The following is a 17,614-nucleotide window of genomic DNA, read 5'->3' as shown; positions in this document are numbered from 1 at the left end:
CATTATGTCAAATTTCGATAAAACAATGCATTTCAAGTTAAATAGGACAGAAGAAGATACTTTAGTAGAAACTTTAAAAAAAGTATATGAAGCTCTTGAAGAAAAAGGATATGATCCTTCAAATCAAATTATAGGATATATTTTGTCAGGAGATCCAACATATATTACATCTTTTAAAGATGCTAGAAAAATGATTAAACAAATAGATAGAAATGAATTATTAGAAAGTATTTTAAATTTCTACTTTGAAAAAAATGGTATTAGAAAATAGAATTTGGGTAGGATTTTATTCTACCCAATTTTAATGAGGAATTATGGAAAGATATATAGGTTTAGATTTAGGTACAAAAACTATAGGAGTTGCTATATCAGATCCATTTTTAATGTTCGCTAATGGTTTGGTTACAATTAAAAGAAAAAATGTTCGTAGCGACATTGAACAAATAAAGAAAATAATAGAAGAAAATGAGATTACCAAAGTAATTATTGGTATGCCCTATAATATGGATGGTTCTAAAGGACCATCTGCTCAAAGAGTAATGAGTTTTGTAGATTTGTTAAAAAAAGAAATAGACAATGAGATAATTTATGAAGATGAGAGGCTTACAACAGTCTCTGCAGAAAGAGTTTTGATAGAAAGTAACGTAGGAAGAAATAGAAGAAAGGATCATATTGATAAGATTGCTGCAGCTTTGATACTGCAATCTTATTTAGATGCAAGATAAAATGGAAAATTTAGAATATATCGAACTATACGATGGTTCAAAAAAAATAAAATTGAGATTATTAGATACATTTGGCGTAGATGATAGAGATTATGCTGCTTTATTGGATGATAATGAAGAGTTATATATTTTCGAAATAAAACTTGAGGAAGAAGATGCTGTTTTCTTACCGATTGAAAGTGAAAAAGAGTTAAATGAAATTCTTGCAATTTACAATGATCTTTTAGACGAAGAAGAGAATTTAGATTAAGAGAAGGGAAAAATATGAATAGACACAATAGAAGAAAAAAATCGAGCAGTATAAAGATTATACCGCTTGGGGGAGTTGGTGAAATTGGTAAAAATATGACAGCAATTGAATACAATAATCAAATTTTGATTATTGATGCAGGTACTACATTCCCAGACGAAACAATGCCAGGGATAGATATCGTTATACCAGATTTCACATATTTAGAGCAAAATAAAGATAAAATATCAGGATTATTAATAACACATGGACATGAAGACCATATTGGTGCAGTGCCATATTTGTTAAAAAAACTTAATACAAGAGTTTATGCTACAAGACTAACATTAGGGCTTATTCAAGGAAAATTGGAAGAACATGGACTAGATACTTCTGTGTTAAAGACAGTTTCACAAGGTCAAACAATCAGATTGGGTGATATCGATGTTGAATTTATCGCTGTAAACCATTCAATACCAGATGCTTGTGCGATTGCATTGCATACTGATTTAGGTACAGTAGTATTTACAGGTGACTTTAAAGTTGACTTTACACCTATTGATGGTGTTATGATGGATTTACAAAGACTTGGTGAATTAGGTAGAAAAGGTGTATTATGTTTACTAAGTGATAGTACAAATGTTGAGAGAGCAGGTTTTACTGTAAGTGAAATATCTGTAAGGGAAACATTCAAAAAGGTATTCTCTGAAGCAGAAGGTAGGATTGCGGTTGCTACATTTGCTTCAAATTTACACCGTATACAACAAGTTTTTGATGCTACAGAATACAACAACAGAAAGATGTTTATTTCTGGTAGATCTATGGTTAAAAACATAAAAATCGCGATTGAACTTGGTTATTTGAGAGTAAAAGAAAATACTATCCAAGATATAAAAAACATCAACAAATTCAAAGATGAAGAAATTGTAATGCTGACAACTGGTAGTCAAGGCGAGACAATGGCAGCACTTACAAGAATGGCAAGAGAAGAACATAGACAACTAAAACTTCAAAAAGGAGATACTGTTATCATTTCTGCAACTCCAATTCCAGGAAATGAAGACTCAATGGGATCTGTAATTAACAATCTTACTAAATTAGGAGTAAATGTTGTATATTCTAAACTTGCAGATGTGCATGTTTCTGGTCACGCTTCTAGAGAAGAGTTAAAACTTATGCTTGCTTTAATACGACCAAAATACTTTATCCCAGTACATGGTGAGTTAAGACATCTTGCTATGCATAAGGATCTAGCTATAAAAATGGGAGTTAAAGAGGAAAATATATTTATCACTGAAATTGGTAATGTTATTGAAATAAATCAACATGGTGCTAAAATGACAGAAACCGTACCAGCAGGTAAATTGCTTGTAGATGGTTTAGGTATAGGTGATGTTGGAAATGTTGTATTAAGAGATAGAAAGAGACTTTCTGAAGAGGGATTAATTAATGTAGCTATGGTATTTGATACTAAGCAAAAGAAATTAGTCGGAAGACCGGAAATACTTTCAAGGGGATTTGTTTATGTTAAAGATTCTCAACAAATTATTTCTGGAGCCTATAAAGTATTAGAAATGACTCAAAAGGAAATAAATAATAAAAAAATCGTGGATACTGCACAAATGAAGTTTTTAATTGCAGACAAGCTAAGATCTTTTGTTTATTCTGAAATAAAGAGAGATCCGATGATATTAACAATAATACTTGAAATTTAATAATAAGGGGAATAGTATGGTAATAAATAAAAAATTTAAAAGAATACTAATAATAATATTAGGTGCGTTTATTATGTCAATTGGGGCGATTTTCTTTAACATTCCTTCGAATATTGCTGCGGGGGGTGTTACTGGTTTATCACAAGGGCTTCAAGAGCTATTCCCCGAAATTAATATCGGTATTATTAGTGCGATATTAAATATTTTAATTTTTATTTTAGGTACTGCTTTATTAGGTAAAGAATTCGGATTGTACACAGTGGTAGGGGCAGTCTCATATACCTTACTTTTAGGAGTATTTGATGCTTTTGTTGAAATAAAAGAACCAATTTTGCAAGATAAATTAGCAAATTTAGTATTAGGTGCATCATTTATAGGTTATGGTTTGTCAATTGTTATGAAACAAGGTGGATCTACCGGTGGTACAGACGTTGTTGCCAAGATAATTGAGTATAAGACTGATGTAAACCTTAGTAAAGCGATATTAATGGTTGATACAATGGTCATCCTATTTGCTACATCAGTATTTGGTGTTCAAAGTGGGATATATTCATTTATATCTTTATATGTAACAACATATGTATTAGACGTGGCAATTGCTGGATTCAACTCAAAAATACAAATTACAATTATATCTGATCACGTAGATGTGATTAACGATTTTATCGCCACAAAAATAAATAGAGGAACCACTTTATATAAAGCGATGGGTGGATATACAAAAATAGATAGAAATATTCTTGTCTCAATCGTTGACAAGAAACAGTATGTAAAAATTAGAAACTTTATAGAAGAACTTGACGACAATGCTTTTGTATATATTACAAATATCAATGAAGTCTATGGTTATGGTTTCTCAAGGGAGAATTTAAATGTATCAGTTAGGGAAAACTCAGAAACTAAAAATTAAAAGATTTACTTCGGTAGGTGCTTTTTTAGGTCAAGAACTAGAAAATAAAGATGAAGAAGATATTTTATTGCCTAGAAAATATCTTAGAAAAGATAAAAATGTAGGTGATGAAATAGAAGTATTTGTCTATAAGGATAATAGTAATAGACCTATTGCAACGACTAAGAAGTCAAAAATAGAACTTGGAGAATTAGCTCTTTTACAAGTAAAAGAAAATACTAAAATTGGTGCTTTTCTTGATTGGGGATTAGATAAAGATTTACTTTTACCTTTTGAAGAACAAATGGGCACCATAAGGAAACATTCATACCATTTAGTTGCTCTATACATTGATAAATCAAACAGATTGACTGCAACAATGAAAGTTGATAATTATTTTGATAAAGATGTTGATTTGGAGGAAAATGATTGGGTGGATGGTATTATTTACTCATATGAAAGTGAAATTGGAGCATTTATTTTAGTTGAAAATAAATACAATGCAATGTTACCTGCATCAGAAATTCATGGTGTGCCTAAAGTTGGAGATAAGGTGCATTTAAGAGTCAAAAATATTAAATCTGATGGTAAAATTGATTTAACAACTAATAATAGATCTCATATTGAACTAAATAAAGATTCTGATCTTATTTATAAGATATTAAAAGACAATGGTGGTTTTTTAAGAGTAAATGATAAAAGTGATCCAAAAGTAATTAAAAAAGTATTTAATATGAGTAAATCTCAATTTAAGCGTGCGATAGGACGATTATATAAGCAAAGAAAAATTTTAATAAAAAAAGAAGGAATAACACTAACGAAATAGGAGATATTATGGAAGACAAAATATATTATGTAGTAAATGGAAAAGAAATAACTGAAAAAGATGTTAATGAATTTATCAAACAGTTAGGTCAAGATGGTATGAGATTTAACTCAGAAGTTGGTAAAAAACAATTAGCTCAAGAATTATTAAATCAAGAATTACTTTTACTATCTGCTAAAGAAGATAAATTAGATGAAACTGAAGAATTCAATAAAGAGTTAGAATTTGTTAAAGAACAAATCTTAAAACAACTTGCTATGAAAAAATTAATTAGCGAAGTTAAAGTTTCAGATGAAGAAGTAAAAGACTTTTACGAAAACAATAAAGAACAATTTAAAGAAGTTTATTCTTTCAAAGCACATCACATTTTAACAGATGACGAAGAAAAAGCTAAAGAATTAAAATCCAAAATCGATGCTGGTGAAAATTTTGAAGATTTAGCAAAAGATAATTCTACTTGTCCATCATCTCAAAGAGGTGGAGATTTAGGTGAATTCCAATCAGGCCAAATGGTTCCAGAATTTGAAAATGCTTTAATGGAAATGGAAAATGGTGAAATTTCTAATCCAGTAAAATCTCAATTTGGGTATCATATAATTAGATTAGATGATAAAAAATTAGTTAAAGAAAACAATTTTGAAACATTTAAAGATGAACTTAAACATGGTATGCTTCACCAAAAACAACAAGAAGTTTATCTATCAAAAGTTAGTGAATTAAAAGAAAAATATAGTGTTGAGGAAAAATAAAATGAAAAGTTTATATGAATCAAGTGCGTATAGCGTGTTTAATAATTTTGAAAGAATCAGTCAAGTACCAAGATGTTCTAATCATGAAGAAAAAATCTCAGAATTCATGTATAATTTTGGACAAGAATTAGGACTAGAAACAGTAAAAGATGAATTTGGTAATGTTTTAATTACAAAAGAAGCTACACCAGGTTATGAAGATCATGAAGCTGTAATCCTACAAAGTCATATAGATATGGTTTGTGAGAAAACAGAAGATTCAAATCATGATTTTACATGTGATCCAATCGAATTAATTGTTGAAGATGGATTTATACATGCTAACAACACTACTTTGGGTGCGGATGATGGTATAGGCGTTGCTTTAGCAATGGCGATTTTAGAAGATAAAGATATTCAGCATCCAAAAATTGAAGCAATCTTCACAACTACAGAAGAAACTGGTATGGATGGTGCTTTAGGACTATCTAAGGATTTATTAAAAGGTAAAAATTTAATTAATATTGATAACGAAGAAGACAATATGATTATAGTAGGTTGTGCAGGTGGTGTAGGTGCTGTATTAGAACATAAACTGGATAAAAAAGATGCTTATGCAGAAGTTACTAATTTCCAAATCAAAGTAGCTGGTCTAAGAGGTGGACACTCAGGTACAATGATTGGTGAATCAAGAGCAAATGCTATTAAAATATTAAATACAATATTATTAAAATTAAAATCAGTATTAAAATATAGTTTAGCTGAAATTAATGGTGGATCAAAACATAATGCCATTCCTTCTTCAGCAAAAGCGGTGATTGCTGTAGATAATAAAGATTTAGAATTATTAGATAAAGAATTTAACAATATCGTAATAGAAATTAATGATAAATATCTAAAACGTGAAGTTGATCTTGAACTAAAATTAGAAAAAGTTGAAGGAAATTATACTTATATTGATGATGAGGTAGTAAAAGAAATCTTAAATTCATTAGAAATGTTCCCTCATGGAGTAAATACTACAGATAAAGAATTAGAAATTGTTAGATCATCAAACAATTTAGCTATAGTTAAAACTGAAGGAGATGTATTTAAGATACAAACATCTATAAGAAGCTCATTTGGAGACGATTTAGAGTTTCTAAAAAATTCTGTTTCAAATATAGCTGATAATTTTAATTATTCAATTAAGTTTTCAGATGGATATCCAATGTGGGTACCAAATTTTGATAATCATTTATTAAATGTTGCAAAAAATTCATATAAAGAAATAAGAAACGAAGAAGTAGAAGTTGCCGTTATTCACGCAGGTTTAGAAACTGGAATTTTAAGCCAAAAATATCCTGATATGAATATGATAAGCATGGGACCTAATATTTTTGATGCACATACACCTAAGGAAAAGCTTTCCGTAGAATCTACAGAATTCTCTTTTAAATTAATAAAACGTATAATAAAAAGCTTGTAAAATTTCATAAAATTAGGTATATTTAAATAAAAGAAGGAGGTTCTATGAATAAAGATTTTGAACGTGAAAACGAAACTCTTAAAGAAGAAAACTATATTGAATATGACATTGAAGATTTAGATGAAGATGAAGAATTCAAGGAGATTATTTTAACGCTTGAAGATGACACTGAATTAACATGTCTAGTAGTGGCTCAATATCAAGTGGAAGATCAAGATTATATTGCGTTATTGCCGATAGATGAAGATGAAGAACCTGGTGATATTCTATTATACAAAGCAACATACAGCGATGATGAAACCTTTGATGTTTCAATGATTGAAGACGAACAAGAATTCGAGATAGCTGCTGATGCATATTATAAATATTTAGATGAAAATGAAATTGATTTAGAAGATTTACATTATCATCACCACGATCACGACCATGACCATCATCACCATCACCATGATTTTGATGATTATGAAGAAGATTATTATGATGATATGGACTACGAAGATGGATTTGAAGTTGATTATTTAGATGATGATGACTTCGAAGATGATCAAAATTAATTAAACTAATATTGAAAGAGGTATATTATGGTTAAACTTATTTTAGGTAAATCAGGAAGTGGTAAGACAAAATATCTAATCGATAACGCAAATGAAGAAAAATCAAGAGGAAATGGTAACATTGTTTTTGTAGATACAGATGATACTCATATCTTTTCATTAGACTATGCGATAAGATTAATAAATGCTAATAAATTTGGTATAAACAATATAGATTCACTATATGGTTTTATTGCAGGTATAGTTTCTAGAGACTATGATATTGAAAAAATGTATTTAGATGGACTATATCAAATTATTGATTTTGATAAAGAAAATCTATCAACACTTATGGAAAAACTAAATAAATTTTCAAAGGATACAGATGTTGATTTATTTATAGGATTAGACATTGAAGAAAATGAATTACCAGAAGGGTTAGAAGCTGAAGTAAAGGTGCTATAGTGTATAATTCTGAGGAAAAGAAATTAGAAAAATTTATTGAATTACGTACAAAATATATTGATATGTTAGACAATAAATTAATTACAAAAGCAGAATTTAATCATAAAAATAATGAAATATTTTATATAATCAATCTAAGACCGTTTACGGTCTTAGATTCTTTTAATAAGGCATTATACAATTACAATTATTATAATTCTAAAGCCAAATTATTTTTAGAAGAAGAAAAAAGATTAAATAATCTTAACAAAAAAAGATGTAAAATTGCTCAAAATAATAAGAAAAATTGTTATTATCATAAAGATATATCAATTATAGCGATGATAAACTTAGAAAATAGCGAATATATAGAAGCGTATTATATCAATATGCATTCTAAATCGTTAAATAAAAAAATCTTTGAGATATATTTTAAAAATAAGGAAAAGATTATTTTACATACAAAAAATGAAAAAATAAAAGATTTACTTATTTCTAAAAATATATTTTGTTTTGAAGATAGAGTTTCATTGATAGAAAACTATATTAATAGTTAATTTGTTAAATTCTACATAAAAAAATGGGCTGTTACAAAATGACTTTTTTGTCGTTGTGTAACAGCTCATTTTTTATTCAAATATTAACTTTTCTAATTCATCTAATGAAATATCTTGTTTAATTTTAATTTCTCCAGATTTTATTGTCTTTTTGGTATCTTTAAACTTTTCTATAAAAGGTTTGGTATCATTAATTACTTTATATTCTTTAAGTATTTCAGCAAGTTGCTCTACATTTAAGTTTGAAGGAATCATTACATTAATTTCTTCATCTTTTTTATTAACAATTTCATTTTTTGCTTGCACAGTTGATACATTTTCATTTTCAATATTAACTAAATGATTTAGATTAAAGAATAGTACATAGCCTATTAAAGCTGTGACAATTATCGCAAAAATTATATCTGAGAAATTGTAAAAGAAATCTCTTATATATCTCATCTTTACCTCTTTTCTATATATTTATGCTATAATAATAACACAAAGAGGTAATAAAATAAATGAGACATATAAAAATAGATATAAATGACAATGATCAAACTTTAATAAAATTTTTAAATAAATTTTTTCCAAAAGCTCCAAATTCGTTAATTTACAAATGGATAAGGACAAAAAAGATTAAGGTAAATAAAAAAAGAGTCGAGCCAAGCACAATAATATATAAAGATGATATTGTTAATATTTTTATATATGATGAAGAAATAGAAAAGTGGCAAAAAGAAGATATTACTGTAACAAGTAAATTAAATCTTGAAATTGCTTATGAAAATAAAAATATTATTGTGATAGATAAACCACAAAATGTTCTTGTTCATGCAGCGGATAAGAAAGACTATGGTAATAATGTGGTGGATTATATAGTCGATCTATTGATTCAAAGAAAAGAATATATACCTAGACTAGAACCTACCTTTAGACCTGCTGTAGTCAACAGGATTGATAGAAATACAATGGGCTTAGTAATTGGTGCAAAAAATAGAAAAACTGTTCTAGAGCTTAATGAAGCTATTGAAACAGATAAGATAAAAAAACTATATTTAGCAATTGTTCATGGAAATGTAGATAAAGAAATGACGATAAAGAATAAATTGTTAAAAGATAAAAAAAATATAGTGAGAGTTTCAGAAGAGGGTAAAGAGTCTAAAACGATAATTAGACCAATTAAAAATAAGGAAAACTATTCAATTGTAGAGATTGAATTGCAAACAGGTAGAACTCATCAAATTAGGACGACCTTGAAAGATATTTGTCATCCAATAATAGGTGATAGAAAATATGGCAAATCTGAAAATACAAAATTATATAGAAACCAACAATTAGTGGCGTATAAATTAATTTTCAGTAAAAACTTAGAAGTTAATAATCACAAAGAGTTGGTGGTTGAAAGTAAATATAAAGACTATATATTTAATTTATTTAATAAATTAGACTAGGGAGGCGAAATGGTAAATAAAGTATTATTAGTTGAAGATGAAGTTGCTATTAGAAAATTTACAAAGATAAATGTTCAAAAAGCTGGTTTTGAAGTTTATGAAGCTGGAACTGGTGAAGAAGGTGTAGAAATGGCTTTAGATATTAAGCCAGATGTTGTTATACTAGATATAATGCTTCCAGGAATGGATGGATTTGAAGTATGCAGTATTTTAAGAAATGAATTACCAGATTTAGGGATAATAATGCTTACAGCTAAATCACAAGATGTAGACAGAATATTAGGATTAGAGCAAGGTACTGATGATTACATGGTAAAACCTTTCAATCCACAAGAATTAGTTTTAAGAATAAAATCACTTGTGAGAAGGATTAATATCAATTCAAAAGATAATGAAGAAAGCTCTTTAACTTATGGACCATTTGAATTAGATTTATATTCTAAAAAGTTTAAGAAAAATGGGGTAATGGTTGATTTGACTCCAACAGAATTATCTTTAATTAAAATATTTTTAACTAATAAGGATAAAGCATTTACAAGAGAAGAATTGATGGATCTTGCGTGGGGAGACGATAATAAAGCTGATACAAAAATTATTGATGTAAATATAAGACGTATCAGAGCTAAGATAGAGGACAATCCTGCAAATCCAAAATATTTACATACAGTTTGGGGTGTAGGATATAGATGGGGAAATTAAAAGATTATATATATAGAAATAAAGACAGTTTAAAATTTAGATTGATTTTCTTTTACATGTCTATTTTTATTATATTTATATCTGGATTTGAAATATTTACTTATCTTTCATTGAAAAACTATTATACAAATAATATTAAAGCAAATATGATAGCACAAACAAGATATAGCCAAGAACTATATGAGTCAACTATATCTGAGTATACACTATCTGAAGTTGTGTTGAATGAAAGGTTTGAATTTTTAAATAATATTCAAGGTAAGGTTCAAATCTTAGATAATACTGGTGTTTTATATTATGACAATACCGGTGATAGTAAAGTTGGGCAAACAGTACAAAACTTCAATAATTTATTAGATAGCAATGGAAAATATAAGTTTGATAATAATCCTGATGGTACATTATCATTAAATTATCCAATAAAATCAAACAATGCACAAATTGGTATTATCAGGACTACAACAAGTCTTGATGAGATGAATTGGGAAGTTTTTAAAAGAATGAATCTATTCATCATATTTGGTTTTTTCTCAGTATTAACAGGATTTGTCATTATTTATTATTTTAGTGAAAGATTCCTTTTACCTATTAATAAATTAACGACACTAGCAAATAAACTTTCAGATGGTAGATATACTGAAAAATCAAATATGGATTATAAAGGTGAGATTGGTGAATTAGCTCGTACAATGGATGAGTTGAGTACAAATATATTGAAAAAAGAAGAAATTAAAACGGATTTTATTTCCTCAGTATCACATGAGCTTAGAACTCCTTTAACATCTATAAAAGGATGGGCGATAACCCTGCAAGATGATGGTATTGAAGGCGAAATAATAGATGATGGATTGAGAATTATTGAAAAAGAAGCGGATAGATTATCCGATATGGTAGAAGACTTACTTGATTTTTCAAGATTTACTTCTCCAAGATTTTCATTGTCAAAATCAAGTTTTAATATTATTCCAGTTGTAAAAAATATAATTAAACAATTAAACCCAAGAGTGAAAGAAAAAGATATTCACTTAATTTATGACTATGATGAATCAGAAGTCGATATTATCGCTGATGAAAATAGATTAAAACAAGTATTCATTAATTTAATAGACAATGCGATAAAATTTACTCCTGAAAATGGGACAATTATCGTAAGTATTAAGAAAAATGAAGACTTAAACCTTATAATATGTGAAGTTATTGATACAGGTATTGGTATAAGCGAGGAAGAAATTGAGCTTGTAACAACAAAATTCTTTAAAGGTACATCAAGTGGCTCACATACTGGGTTAGGCTTATCTATTTGTGAAGAAATAATATTACAGCATAATGGTAAACTTGAAATATTTAGTAAGTTAAACGAAGGTACAAATGTTCACTTTGAATTGCCGATAGGAGATACACATGAGAAAAATTAAGTTTATATTATTGATTGTATTTTCTATTTTGCTTACCGCTTGTGGACAACAAAATTTACAAGATTTAGATGAATACTCAAATTTATTAAAAAAGCCTAATAAGAAATTTGAGCTTTCTGGTATTTGGGAAAATACAGAAATATATGATATAGCAGACAAAAAGAAGGAAAAAGTAGATAAATCAAATGAATTATTTATTTCAAATAAAGTATTTGATTTTAATAGTAACTATATTATTGAACCTAATATAAGTTCACGATATGTAAATTTCTTCTCATATATGAGACCTAAGATTACTGAAATTCCTGATGAATACCTTATAAAAAATGATACAACAACTATTTATAAGTTTTCTAATAATATATCATTCTCACAGGAATTTGTTGAAATCGATAAGGATAAACTAATAACTATATATTTAGGAAAAATATATGTTTATGAGAAAAAATCTAAAGTGACGGAGAAAGAAATCAATGAAAAACATGCTCAATTAGAGTCAATTATGGATGGCGATAAAAATATTGTTAATAATGATTATGGTTTAGCTATTTCCTTCAGAGCAAGAAATATTAATATATCTAACAGTTTTGACTACAATTACTATACTTATTATATGAAAAAAGGGACTAAAGATGAAAAATCAGCCATTTTAAAGGTGAATGATATTGTAATTCCAAATAATTCAGGACTTTGGACTATAAAGAGTACAAAACATCAAAATGCTAATGGAAAAAACATTTATAGTATTAGTGCAAATCCTGAATTTATGAAAAATAAAGAAGGTACTAATATTATTTCTGATAATACGTATAGAAGGATTGATTATGTAAATAGAGAATACATTGGAGTGACAAATTTTAATTATACTAATGATTCTGTATATGAAAGTTATAATATATATCAATTATCAAAACTAGGAGGAAATAACGCTCTAAATGCAACAAATATTGCAGGAAATGCAGGAAATGAAATTTATTTAACTTCTTATAAGGAAAACTTAAATTTACTTTCTGCAAGAGAAGATATTGATATTGTTGAATTTACTCCTGATCCAAAAAATATTGGTATAAAGAGAATTGCTAATGGATGGAAATTTAGATCATCAATTGACTTACAATCACAAAAAAATAGTGGAGGATTGGTAACAAGTCCTTTTGATTTAGATTTTACTCCAACTGTAAATATAGCTCAAACAGAAAAGAGTATGTTTACTTGGAGAGAAATTTTGGCGAGAAGACCTGGAGCAATTGATGCAACAATTTCACCAGATAAAAATTATATTTTAATTCAAAGTAGTAATTCAATAGAATTATATCCAGTATATTTTAACTATATAGGAAATAAACCATTATTTACCATTCAAAATGTAAATAATTACGAAATTGTAATGATTCAGTGGGTCAATGATGAAAGTATCGACTCACTATATCAAGAGTATTTGAAACTACCAAAATTAAATAGTTATATTTTATATCAATAATAAAATTAAAAGCAAAAATGGCTGCAATATATTATCCAAAGATTAATATATTGCAGCCATTTTTTAAGATTTATTTGCAAATAAAACTTTTATTTCTCTTTTAATATTTATTTTAAATATTATAAAAAATACTATTCTGCATCAGCAGTTTTACCATAAGATGGTCTTTCAACTAAACCTGATTTTAACGCTTTTGTTGATACCCAAATTGTTTGAACTTTTCCGTCTACAACAGCTTTAACTCTTCTAAGGTTTGGCTTAAATGATCTTTTGATTTTTCTGTGTGAGAAAGTTACAATATTTCCAGATTTCTTTTTCTTACCTGTAATTGCACATTGCCTTGCCATATTAACACCTCCTATCAATTATTTCCTTACTCGAAGTATTATACACAAAGTATTTAAATTTTGCAAGTTATAGTTAAGACTGTTATAATTTATATATCAAAATATAAGGAGGTCAATATGTCAGCTACAATTACAAACAAATTTGGTAAAATAGTTATAGATAAAAAAGTTATTGCTGCACTCGCTGCTGAATCTGCTCAAGAATCATATGGTATAGTAGGTCTAGCTATACAAAATACGACAGATGGAATATTTGAGCTATTAGGCGTTGAAAATAGATCGAAGGGTGTAAAAGTAACAGTTCATAACGATATTGTAGATATTGATTTAATAGTAATAATGGAGTATGGTGTAAGGATTTCCGTTGTTGCAGATAATATAATTGAAAAAGTAAAATATAGTATAGAAAAAAATACACATTTAAAAGTTAATTCTGTGAATATTATAGTTCAAGGTATCAGAATTTAATCTTGGGGGATGAATGAGAAAAATAGGATATGAAGATTTAAGAATTGGACTAAAAGGTTCATATAAAAATCTTGAATCAAACAAAGAATATGTAAATGGTCTTAATGTTTTTCCGGTTCCTGATGGTGATACCGGGACAAACATGTCATTAACATTTAAATCAGTAATGAAAAAATTAAACGAAACAGATGATGGAAGGATGAAAACAATAGCAAAAGCTTTGTCAACTGGATCATTGATGGGTGCTAGAGGTAACTCTGGTGTTATACTATCTCAACTTTGTAGAGGATTTTCAAAGGTCGTAGAAAAAGTTGACGAGTTAGATATTGTAAATATTGTTGAAGCATTTGAAAGTGCTAAAGAAACAGCATACAATGCGGTTTTAAAACCAACAGAAGGTACAATACTAACGGTAAGCAGAATGATGGCTGAATTTGCTAGAAAAGAATTTCTAAATTATGATGATGCTTTAGAGTTTTTAAAAAACGTTATCGATGAAGGGAATAGAGCGTTAAACTTAACTCCAGAATTACTTCCTGTATTAAAAGAAGCAGGTGTTGTTGATGCTGGTGGTAAAGGTTTAATGGTTTTACTTGAAGGTTTTTATAAAGCAATAAATGGTGAAAATCTTGATGACGTATTAGAGGAAGAAGATGTATTGTCATTAGATCTTAAAAAGACAATTGAACACCATTCTGATGTAAGACCAGAAGATATTGTATATGGTTACTGTACAGAATTTTTAATCAATCACGATGGTTCAGAATCATATGAAGAGTTTAAATCAGTAATACAAGAATATGGTGATTCAATAGTTTGTGTTGGTGTGGATAATTTAATAAAGACACACATTCACACTGATGATCCTGGTAAAGTTTTATCACTTGCTAGACAACGTGGTGAGCTTTCAGATATTAAGATTGAAAATATGAGATTCCAAAATCAAGAAGTAAATAGAATCAAAGATGAACAAAATAAAGCTAAAGAAAAAGAAACAAAAGCAGAATCAAAAGAATATGGTTTTGTAACTATTTCAATTGGTGAAGGTTTTGAACAAATCTTTAAGGAATTAAATGTAGACAAGATAGTAACAGGTGGACAAACAATGAACCCATCTACACAAGATATTGTTGATGCGGTAAATGAAGTAAATGCAAAAAATGTATTTATTTTCCCAAATAATAAAAATATTATACTTGCTGCAAAACAAGCTGTACCAATTGTTGATTGTAATTTAATAGTAATTGAAACAAAATCAATTCCACAATCATTTACAGCATTGTTAAACTTTGATGAAACAGCAACTCCAAATGTAAATGAAAGAAATATGACAAATTCTCTTTCAGAAATCACAAGTTTACAACTAACATATGCGATCAGAGATACAAAGAGTGGAGATTTAGAGATTAAAAAAGATGATTACATCGGACTAAAAAATGGTGCAATTGTTGTAAAAGGTGATAAATTGGAAGATACTTTTAGAGAATTAGTTAAAAATGCTTTAGATATTGATAATTCTATACTTTCAATTTACTATGGTGAAGATGTGACAGAAGATCAAGCAAGTGAATTAGCTAGTCAATTAGAAGAAGAATTTCCTCTTATTGATATAGAACTAAACTATGGTGGACAACCACTTTATTACTATATTGCATCAGTAGAGTAAAATGAAATTAAGAGACATTAAAGGTATTGGACCTAAAAAAGAAGAAAAATTAAATGAATTAGGTATTTACACTTTGGATGATTTAGTTAATTATTTTCCAAAGAGATATGAAGATAGATCTAATAAAACAAAAGTAGTTGACGCAATTGATGGAAATAAGGCGTATTTTGAATTGACCATTAAAACTCAGTTTAGAACTTATTTCTATGCAAGAAATAAATCAGTTTCAAGTCTGAAAGCTTTTGATGATACCGGTGAGATAAATATTATTTGGTACAATGATAGATTTTCAGGGAAAAGTTTAATAGCTAATAATGTCTATAAAATATATGGGATATATAATGCGGATAAAAAAGCTATTATAAATCCTATTGTTTCAAAAATAAATGATGATGAAATAGGTGGGATTACTCCCATCTATTCTGTTAATAAGACAATTTCTTCTAAAGATATAAAAAAATATATCAATTTTATATTTGATAATAACTATAAAATTGATGATTATTTAGATAATAAAATTTTAGAAAAAGAAAATATTTTAAGTTTATCGGATACCATTTATCAGCTACATAAACCTGAGAATAGTATATCTTTATATAAAGCATTTTATAGTATAAATTTGAGAAATGTGTTAATTGAACATCTTTCATATAAATTACTAGATAGAAAGAAAGAAGATAAATATATTAAATTTTCAAATTATAGTTTAGATAATATTATAAATAAATTAAAATTTGATTTAACGGATTCTCAAGAAAAAGTTATAAAAGAAATTTTTTCTGATATGACAGCTGATAAAAATATGAACAGGATAATTATTGGTGATGTTGGTTCAGGTAAAACTATTGTGGCCATTCTCTCTGCTATTTTAGCCATAAAAAATGGTTATCAAGTTGCGTTTATGGCACCAACTGAAATACTTGCAAGTCAGCATTATAGCAATTATAGAGATTTTTTAGAGCAAAATAATATCCATTCCAACTTACTTTTAGGAAATACATCTTCATCTGATAAGAAAAAAATTTATAAAGGGCTAAATAATGGAGACATTGATATAATCTTTGGTACACATAGTTTATTTCAAGATAAAATTTCTTTTAATAAATTAGGTTTAATAATAATTGATGAACAGCAAAGATTTGGTGTTTATCAGAGAAAGAGATTGTTTAATAAAGGTGAAAATCCTGATACACTATTATTATCAGCGACACCAATTCCAAGGACTTTAGCATTAGCTTTATATAAAAATTTAGATATTTCTTTTATGGATGCTTTACCAAAAAATAGATTAGCTATAAAATCATATTTGACAACTATTTATAAAGAACAGGATTTTATGAATTTTGCCTATCATCAAATCAAAGAAGGTAGACAGGTTTATGTCATTGCTTCAAGAGTTGAAGAGGATGAAGAATTAGAATCCATTAAACTTTTATATAATAAATTAAAAAAATATTTCAATAAGAAAATCAATATTGATTATTTACATGGTAAAATGTCTACAGAAGAAAAAATTGAAAAACAGAATCTATTTGTAAATAATGTCACTCAAATGCTTATTGCGACAAGTATTGTTGAAGTTGGGGTTGACGTGCCAAATGCCAGTACAATAATTATTTATGATACACAACAATTTGGTTTATCACAGCTTCATCAAATGAGGGGAAGAGTAGGTAGAGGTAAATATCAATCCTATTGTTTCTTTGTTGTGAGAGATAATAAATATCTAACAGACAAATTAAAATTTATTACAGATAGTTTGGATGGTTTTGAGATTGCAAAAAAAGACTTAGAAATAAGAGGGGCTGGTTCTATGTATGGTACTGAGCAATCGGGTAATATAGATATAGAAAACTCTTTTATGATTAATGAAAGTCTAATTGAAACTGTTAATAGAATTTCTCAGAATATTGATTTAGAGGATAAGAAAATTAGAGAATTAATTGACAAGAATGTTGAGAAGTTAAGTAAAATAATATTAAATTGAGGTAG

General features: G+C 27.7%; 20 protein-coding genes. 18 read left to right on the top strand and 2 right to left on the bottom strand.

Translation table 11 applies throughout. The features are described from left to right. Nucleotides 1–4: 4 nt before the first annotated feature. From HMPREF9709_RS04640 to HMPREF9709_RS04590, 11 genes are read left to right on the top strand one after another with little or no spacing between them, the layout of a single operon-like run. Nucleotides 5–271: an IreB family regulatory phosphoprotein gene (locus tag HMPREF9709_RS04640; RefSeq protein ID WP_005398340.1), complete on the top strand. Its 267-nt coding sequence runs from the start codon at nucleotides 5–7 to the stop codon at nucleotides 269–271. 43 nt (nucleotides 272–314) lie between these two features. Beyond that, nucleotides 315–725: a Holliday junction resolvase RuvX gene (gene ruvX / locus HMPREF9709_RS04635; protein ID WP_005398339.1), complete on the top strand. Its 411-nt coding sequence runs from the start codon at nucleotides 315–317 to the stop codon at nucleotides 723–725. A 1-nt stretch (nucleotide 726) separates the two neighbouring features. Continuing rightward, nucleotides 727–975, top strand: a complete 249-nt coding sequence (locus HMPREF9709_RS04630; protein ID WP_040463837.1) for a DUF1292 domain-containing protein — start codon at nucleotides 727–729, stop codon at nucleotides 973–975. Nucleotides 976–989: 14 nt separating this feature from the next. After that, the gene (locus HMPREF9709_RS04625; protein ID WP_005398336.1) at nucleotides 990–2,669 is read left to right on the top strand and encodes a ribonuclease J; all 1,680 of its coding nucleotides are present in this window, start codon (nucleotides 990–992) and stop codon (nucleotides 2,667–2,669) included. 16 nt (nucleotides 2,670–2,685) lie between these two features. Next, nucleotides 2,686–3,579 (top strand): YitT family protein, encoded by an 894-nt coding sequence (locus tag HMPREF9709_RS04620; RefSeq protein ID WP_005398334.1) that lies wholly within the window; start codon nucleotides 2,686–2,688, stop codon nucleotides 3,577–3,579. Continuing rightward, nucleotides 3,542–4,384, top strand: coding sequence for a CvfB family protein (locus HMPREF9709_RS04615; RefSeq protein WP_005398332.1), 843 nt, complete (start codon nucleotides 3,542–3,544; stop codon nucleotides 4,382–4,384). The genes HMPREF9709_RS04620 and HMPREF9709_RS04615 overlap by 38 nt, the downstream gene beginning before the upstream one ends. 8 nt (nucleotides 4,385–4,392) lie before the next feature. Continuing rightward, a complete protein-coding gene (locus tag HMPREF9709_RS04610; protein WP_005398328.1) occupies nucleotides 4,393–5,133 on the top strand; it encodes a peptidylprolyl isomerase in 741 nt (246 codons plus the stop codon). 1 nt (nucleotide 5,134) lies between these two features. Continuing rightward, nucleotides 5,135–6,580: an aminoacyl-histidine dipeptidase gene (locus tag HMPREF9709_RS04605; protein WP_005398327.1), complete on the top strand. Its 1,446-nt coding sequence runs from the start codon at nucleotides 5,135–5,137 to the stop codon at nucleotides 6,578–6,580. Between the two features lie 44 nt (nucleotides 6,581–6,624). Then, nucleotides 6,625–7,134 carry a DUF1292 domain-containing protein gene (locus HMPREF9709_RS09585; protein WP_005398326.1) on the top strand — a complete coding sequence of 170 codons (510 nt, stop codon included), beginning with the start codon at nucleotides 6,625–6,627 and terminating at the stop codon, nucleotides 7,132–7,134. 27 nt (nucleotides 7,135–7,161) lie between these two features. Then, on the top strand, nucleotides 7,162–7,578 hold the full coding sequence (locus HMPREF9709_RS04595; RefSeq protein ID WP_005398325.1) for a hypothetical protein: 417 nt from the start codon (nucleotides 7,162–7,164) through the stop codon (nucleotides 7,576–7,578). Then, nucleotides 7,578–8,114, top strand: a complete 537-nt coding sequence (locus HMPREF9709_RS04590; RefSeq protein WP_005398324.1) for a DUF6648 family protein — start codon at nucleotides 7,578–7,580, stop codon at nucleotides 8,112–8,114. The genes HMPREF9709_RS04595 and HMPREF9709_RS04590 overlap by 1 nt, the downstream gene beginning before the upstream one ends. A 72-nt stretch (nucleotides 8,115–8,186) precedes the next feature. Here the strand turns inward: HMPREF9709_RS04590 and HMPREF9709_RS04585 are convergent, their stop codons facing one another. Next, complete coding sequence (locus HMPREF9709_RS04585; RefSeq protein WP_005398323.1) at nucleotides 8,187–8,555, bottom strand: hypothetical protein; 369 nt, start codon at nucleotides 8,553–8,555, stop codon at nucleotides 8,187–8,189. 59 nt (nucleotides 8,556–8,614) lie between these two features. On the opposite strand from HMPREF9709_RS04585, the gene HMPREF9709_RS04580 reads away from it, so the two are divergent. Genes HMPREF9709_RS04580 through HMPREF9709_RS04565 form a run of 4 tightly spaced genes read left to right on the top strand, consistent with a single transcriptional unit; the run spans nucleotide 8,615 to nucleotide 13,141 of the window. After that, entirely contained in the window at nucleotides 8,615–9,547 is a 933-nt protein-coding gene (locus HMPREF9709_RS04580; RefSeq protein WP_005398322.1) for an RluA family pseudouridine synthase, read from the top strand. Nucleotides 9,548–9,556: 9 nt separating this feature from the next. Beyond that, nucleotides 9,557–10,246: a response regulator transcription factor gene (locus HMPREF9709_RS04575; RefSeq protein WP_005398321.1), complete on the top strand. Its 690-nt coding sequence runs from the start codon at nucleotides 9,557–9,559 to the stop codon at nucleotides 10,244–10,246. Further along, complete coding sequence (locus tag HMPREF9709_RS04570; protein WP_005398320.1) at nucleotides 10,234–11,661, top strand: sensor histidine kinase; 1,428 nt, start codon at nucleotides 10,234–10,236, stop codon at nucleotides 11,659–11,661. The genes HMPREF9709_RS04575 and HMPREF9709_RS04570 overlap by 13 nt, the downstream gene beginning before the upstream one ends. Continuing rightward, nucleotides 11,648–13,141: a hypothetical protein gene (locus HMPREF9709_RS04565; RefSeq protein ID WP_005398318.1), complete on the top strand. Its 1,494-nt coding sequence runs from the start codon at nucleotides 11,648–11,650 to the stop codon at nucleotides 13,139–13,141. The genes HMPREF9709_RS04570 and HMPREF9709_RS04565 overlap by 14 nt, the downstream gene beginning before the upstream one ends. Nucleotides 13,142–13,272: 131 nt before the next feature. On the opposite strand, the gene rpmB is transcribed toward HMPREF9709_RS04565, so the two are convergent. Further along, the gene (gene rpmB, locus HMPREF9709_RS04560; RefSeq protein ID WP_005398316.1) at nucleotides 13,273–13,488 is read right to left on the bottom strand and encodes a 50S ribosomal protein L28; all 216 of its coding nucleotides are present in this window, start codon (nucleotides 13,486–13,488) and stop codon (nucleotides 13,273–13,275) included. A gap of 117 nt (nucleotides 13,489–13,605) precedes the next feature. On the opposite strand from rpmB, the gene HMPREF9709_RS04555 reads away from it, so the two are divergent. From HMPREF9709_RS04555 to HMPREF9709_RS04545, 3 genes are read left to right on the top strand one after another with little or no spacing between them, the layout of a single operon-like run. Continuing rightward, complete coding sequence (locus HMPREF9709_RS04555) at nucleotides 13,606–13,956, top strand: Asp23/Gls24 family envelope stress response protein (RefSeq protein ID WP_005398314.1); 351 nt, start codon at nucleotides 13,606–13,608, stop codon at nucleotides 13,954–13,956. Nucleotides 13,957–13,969: 13 nt separating this feature from the next. Then, nucleotides 13,970–15,622 (top strand): DAK2 domain-containing protein, encoded by a 1,653-nt coding sequence (locus HMPREF9709_RS04550; protein WP_005398313.1) that lies wholly within the window; start codon nucleotides 13,970–13,972, stop codon nucleotides 15,620–15,622. 1 nt (nucleotide 15,623) lies between these two features. After that, nucleotides 15,624–17,609: an ATP-dependent DNA helicase RecG gene (locus HMPREF9709_RS04545; protein ID WP_005398311.1), complete on the top strand. Its 1,986-nt coding sequence runs from the start codon at nucleotides 15,624–15,626 to the stop codon at nucleotides 17,607–17,609. Nucleotides 17,610–17,614: the final 5 nt, after the last annotated feature.

The sequence above is a fragment of the Helcococcus kunzii ATCC 51366 genome, from assembly GCF_000245755.1.
GTDB classification, from domain to species: Bacteria; Bacillota; Clostridia; order Tissierellales; family Peptoniphilaceae; genus Helcococcus; species Helcococcus kunzii.
The sequence above is the reverse complement of the archived record's forward strand: the minus strand, read 5'-3'. Positions and strand labels throughout refer to the sequence as shown.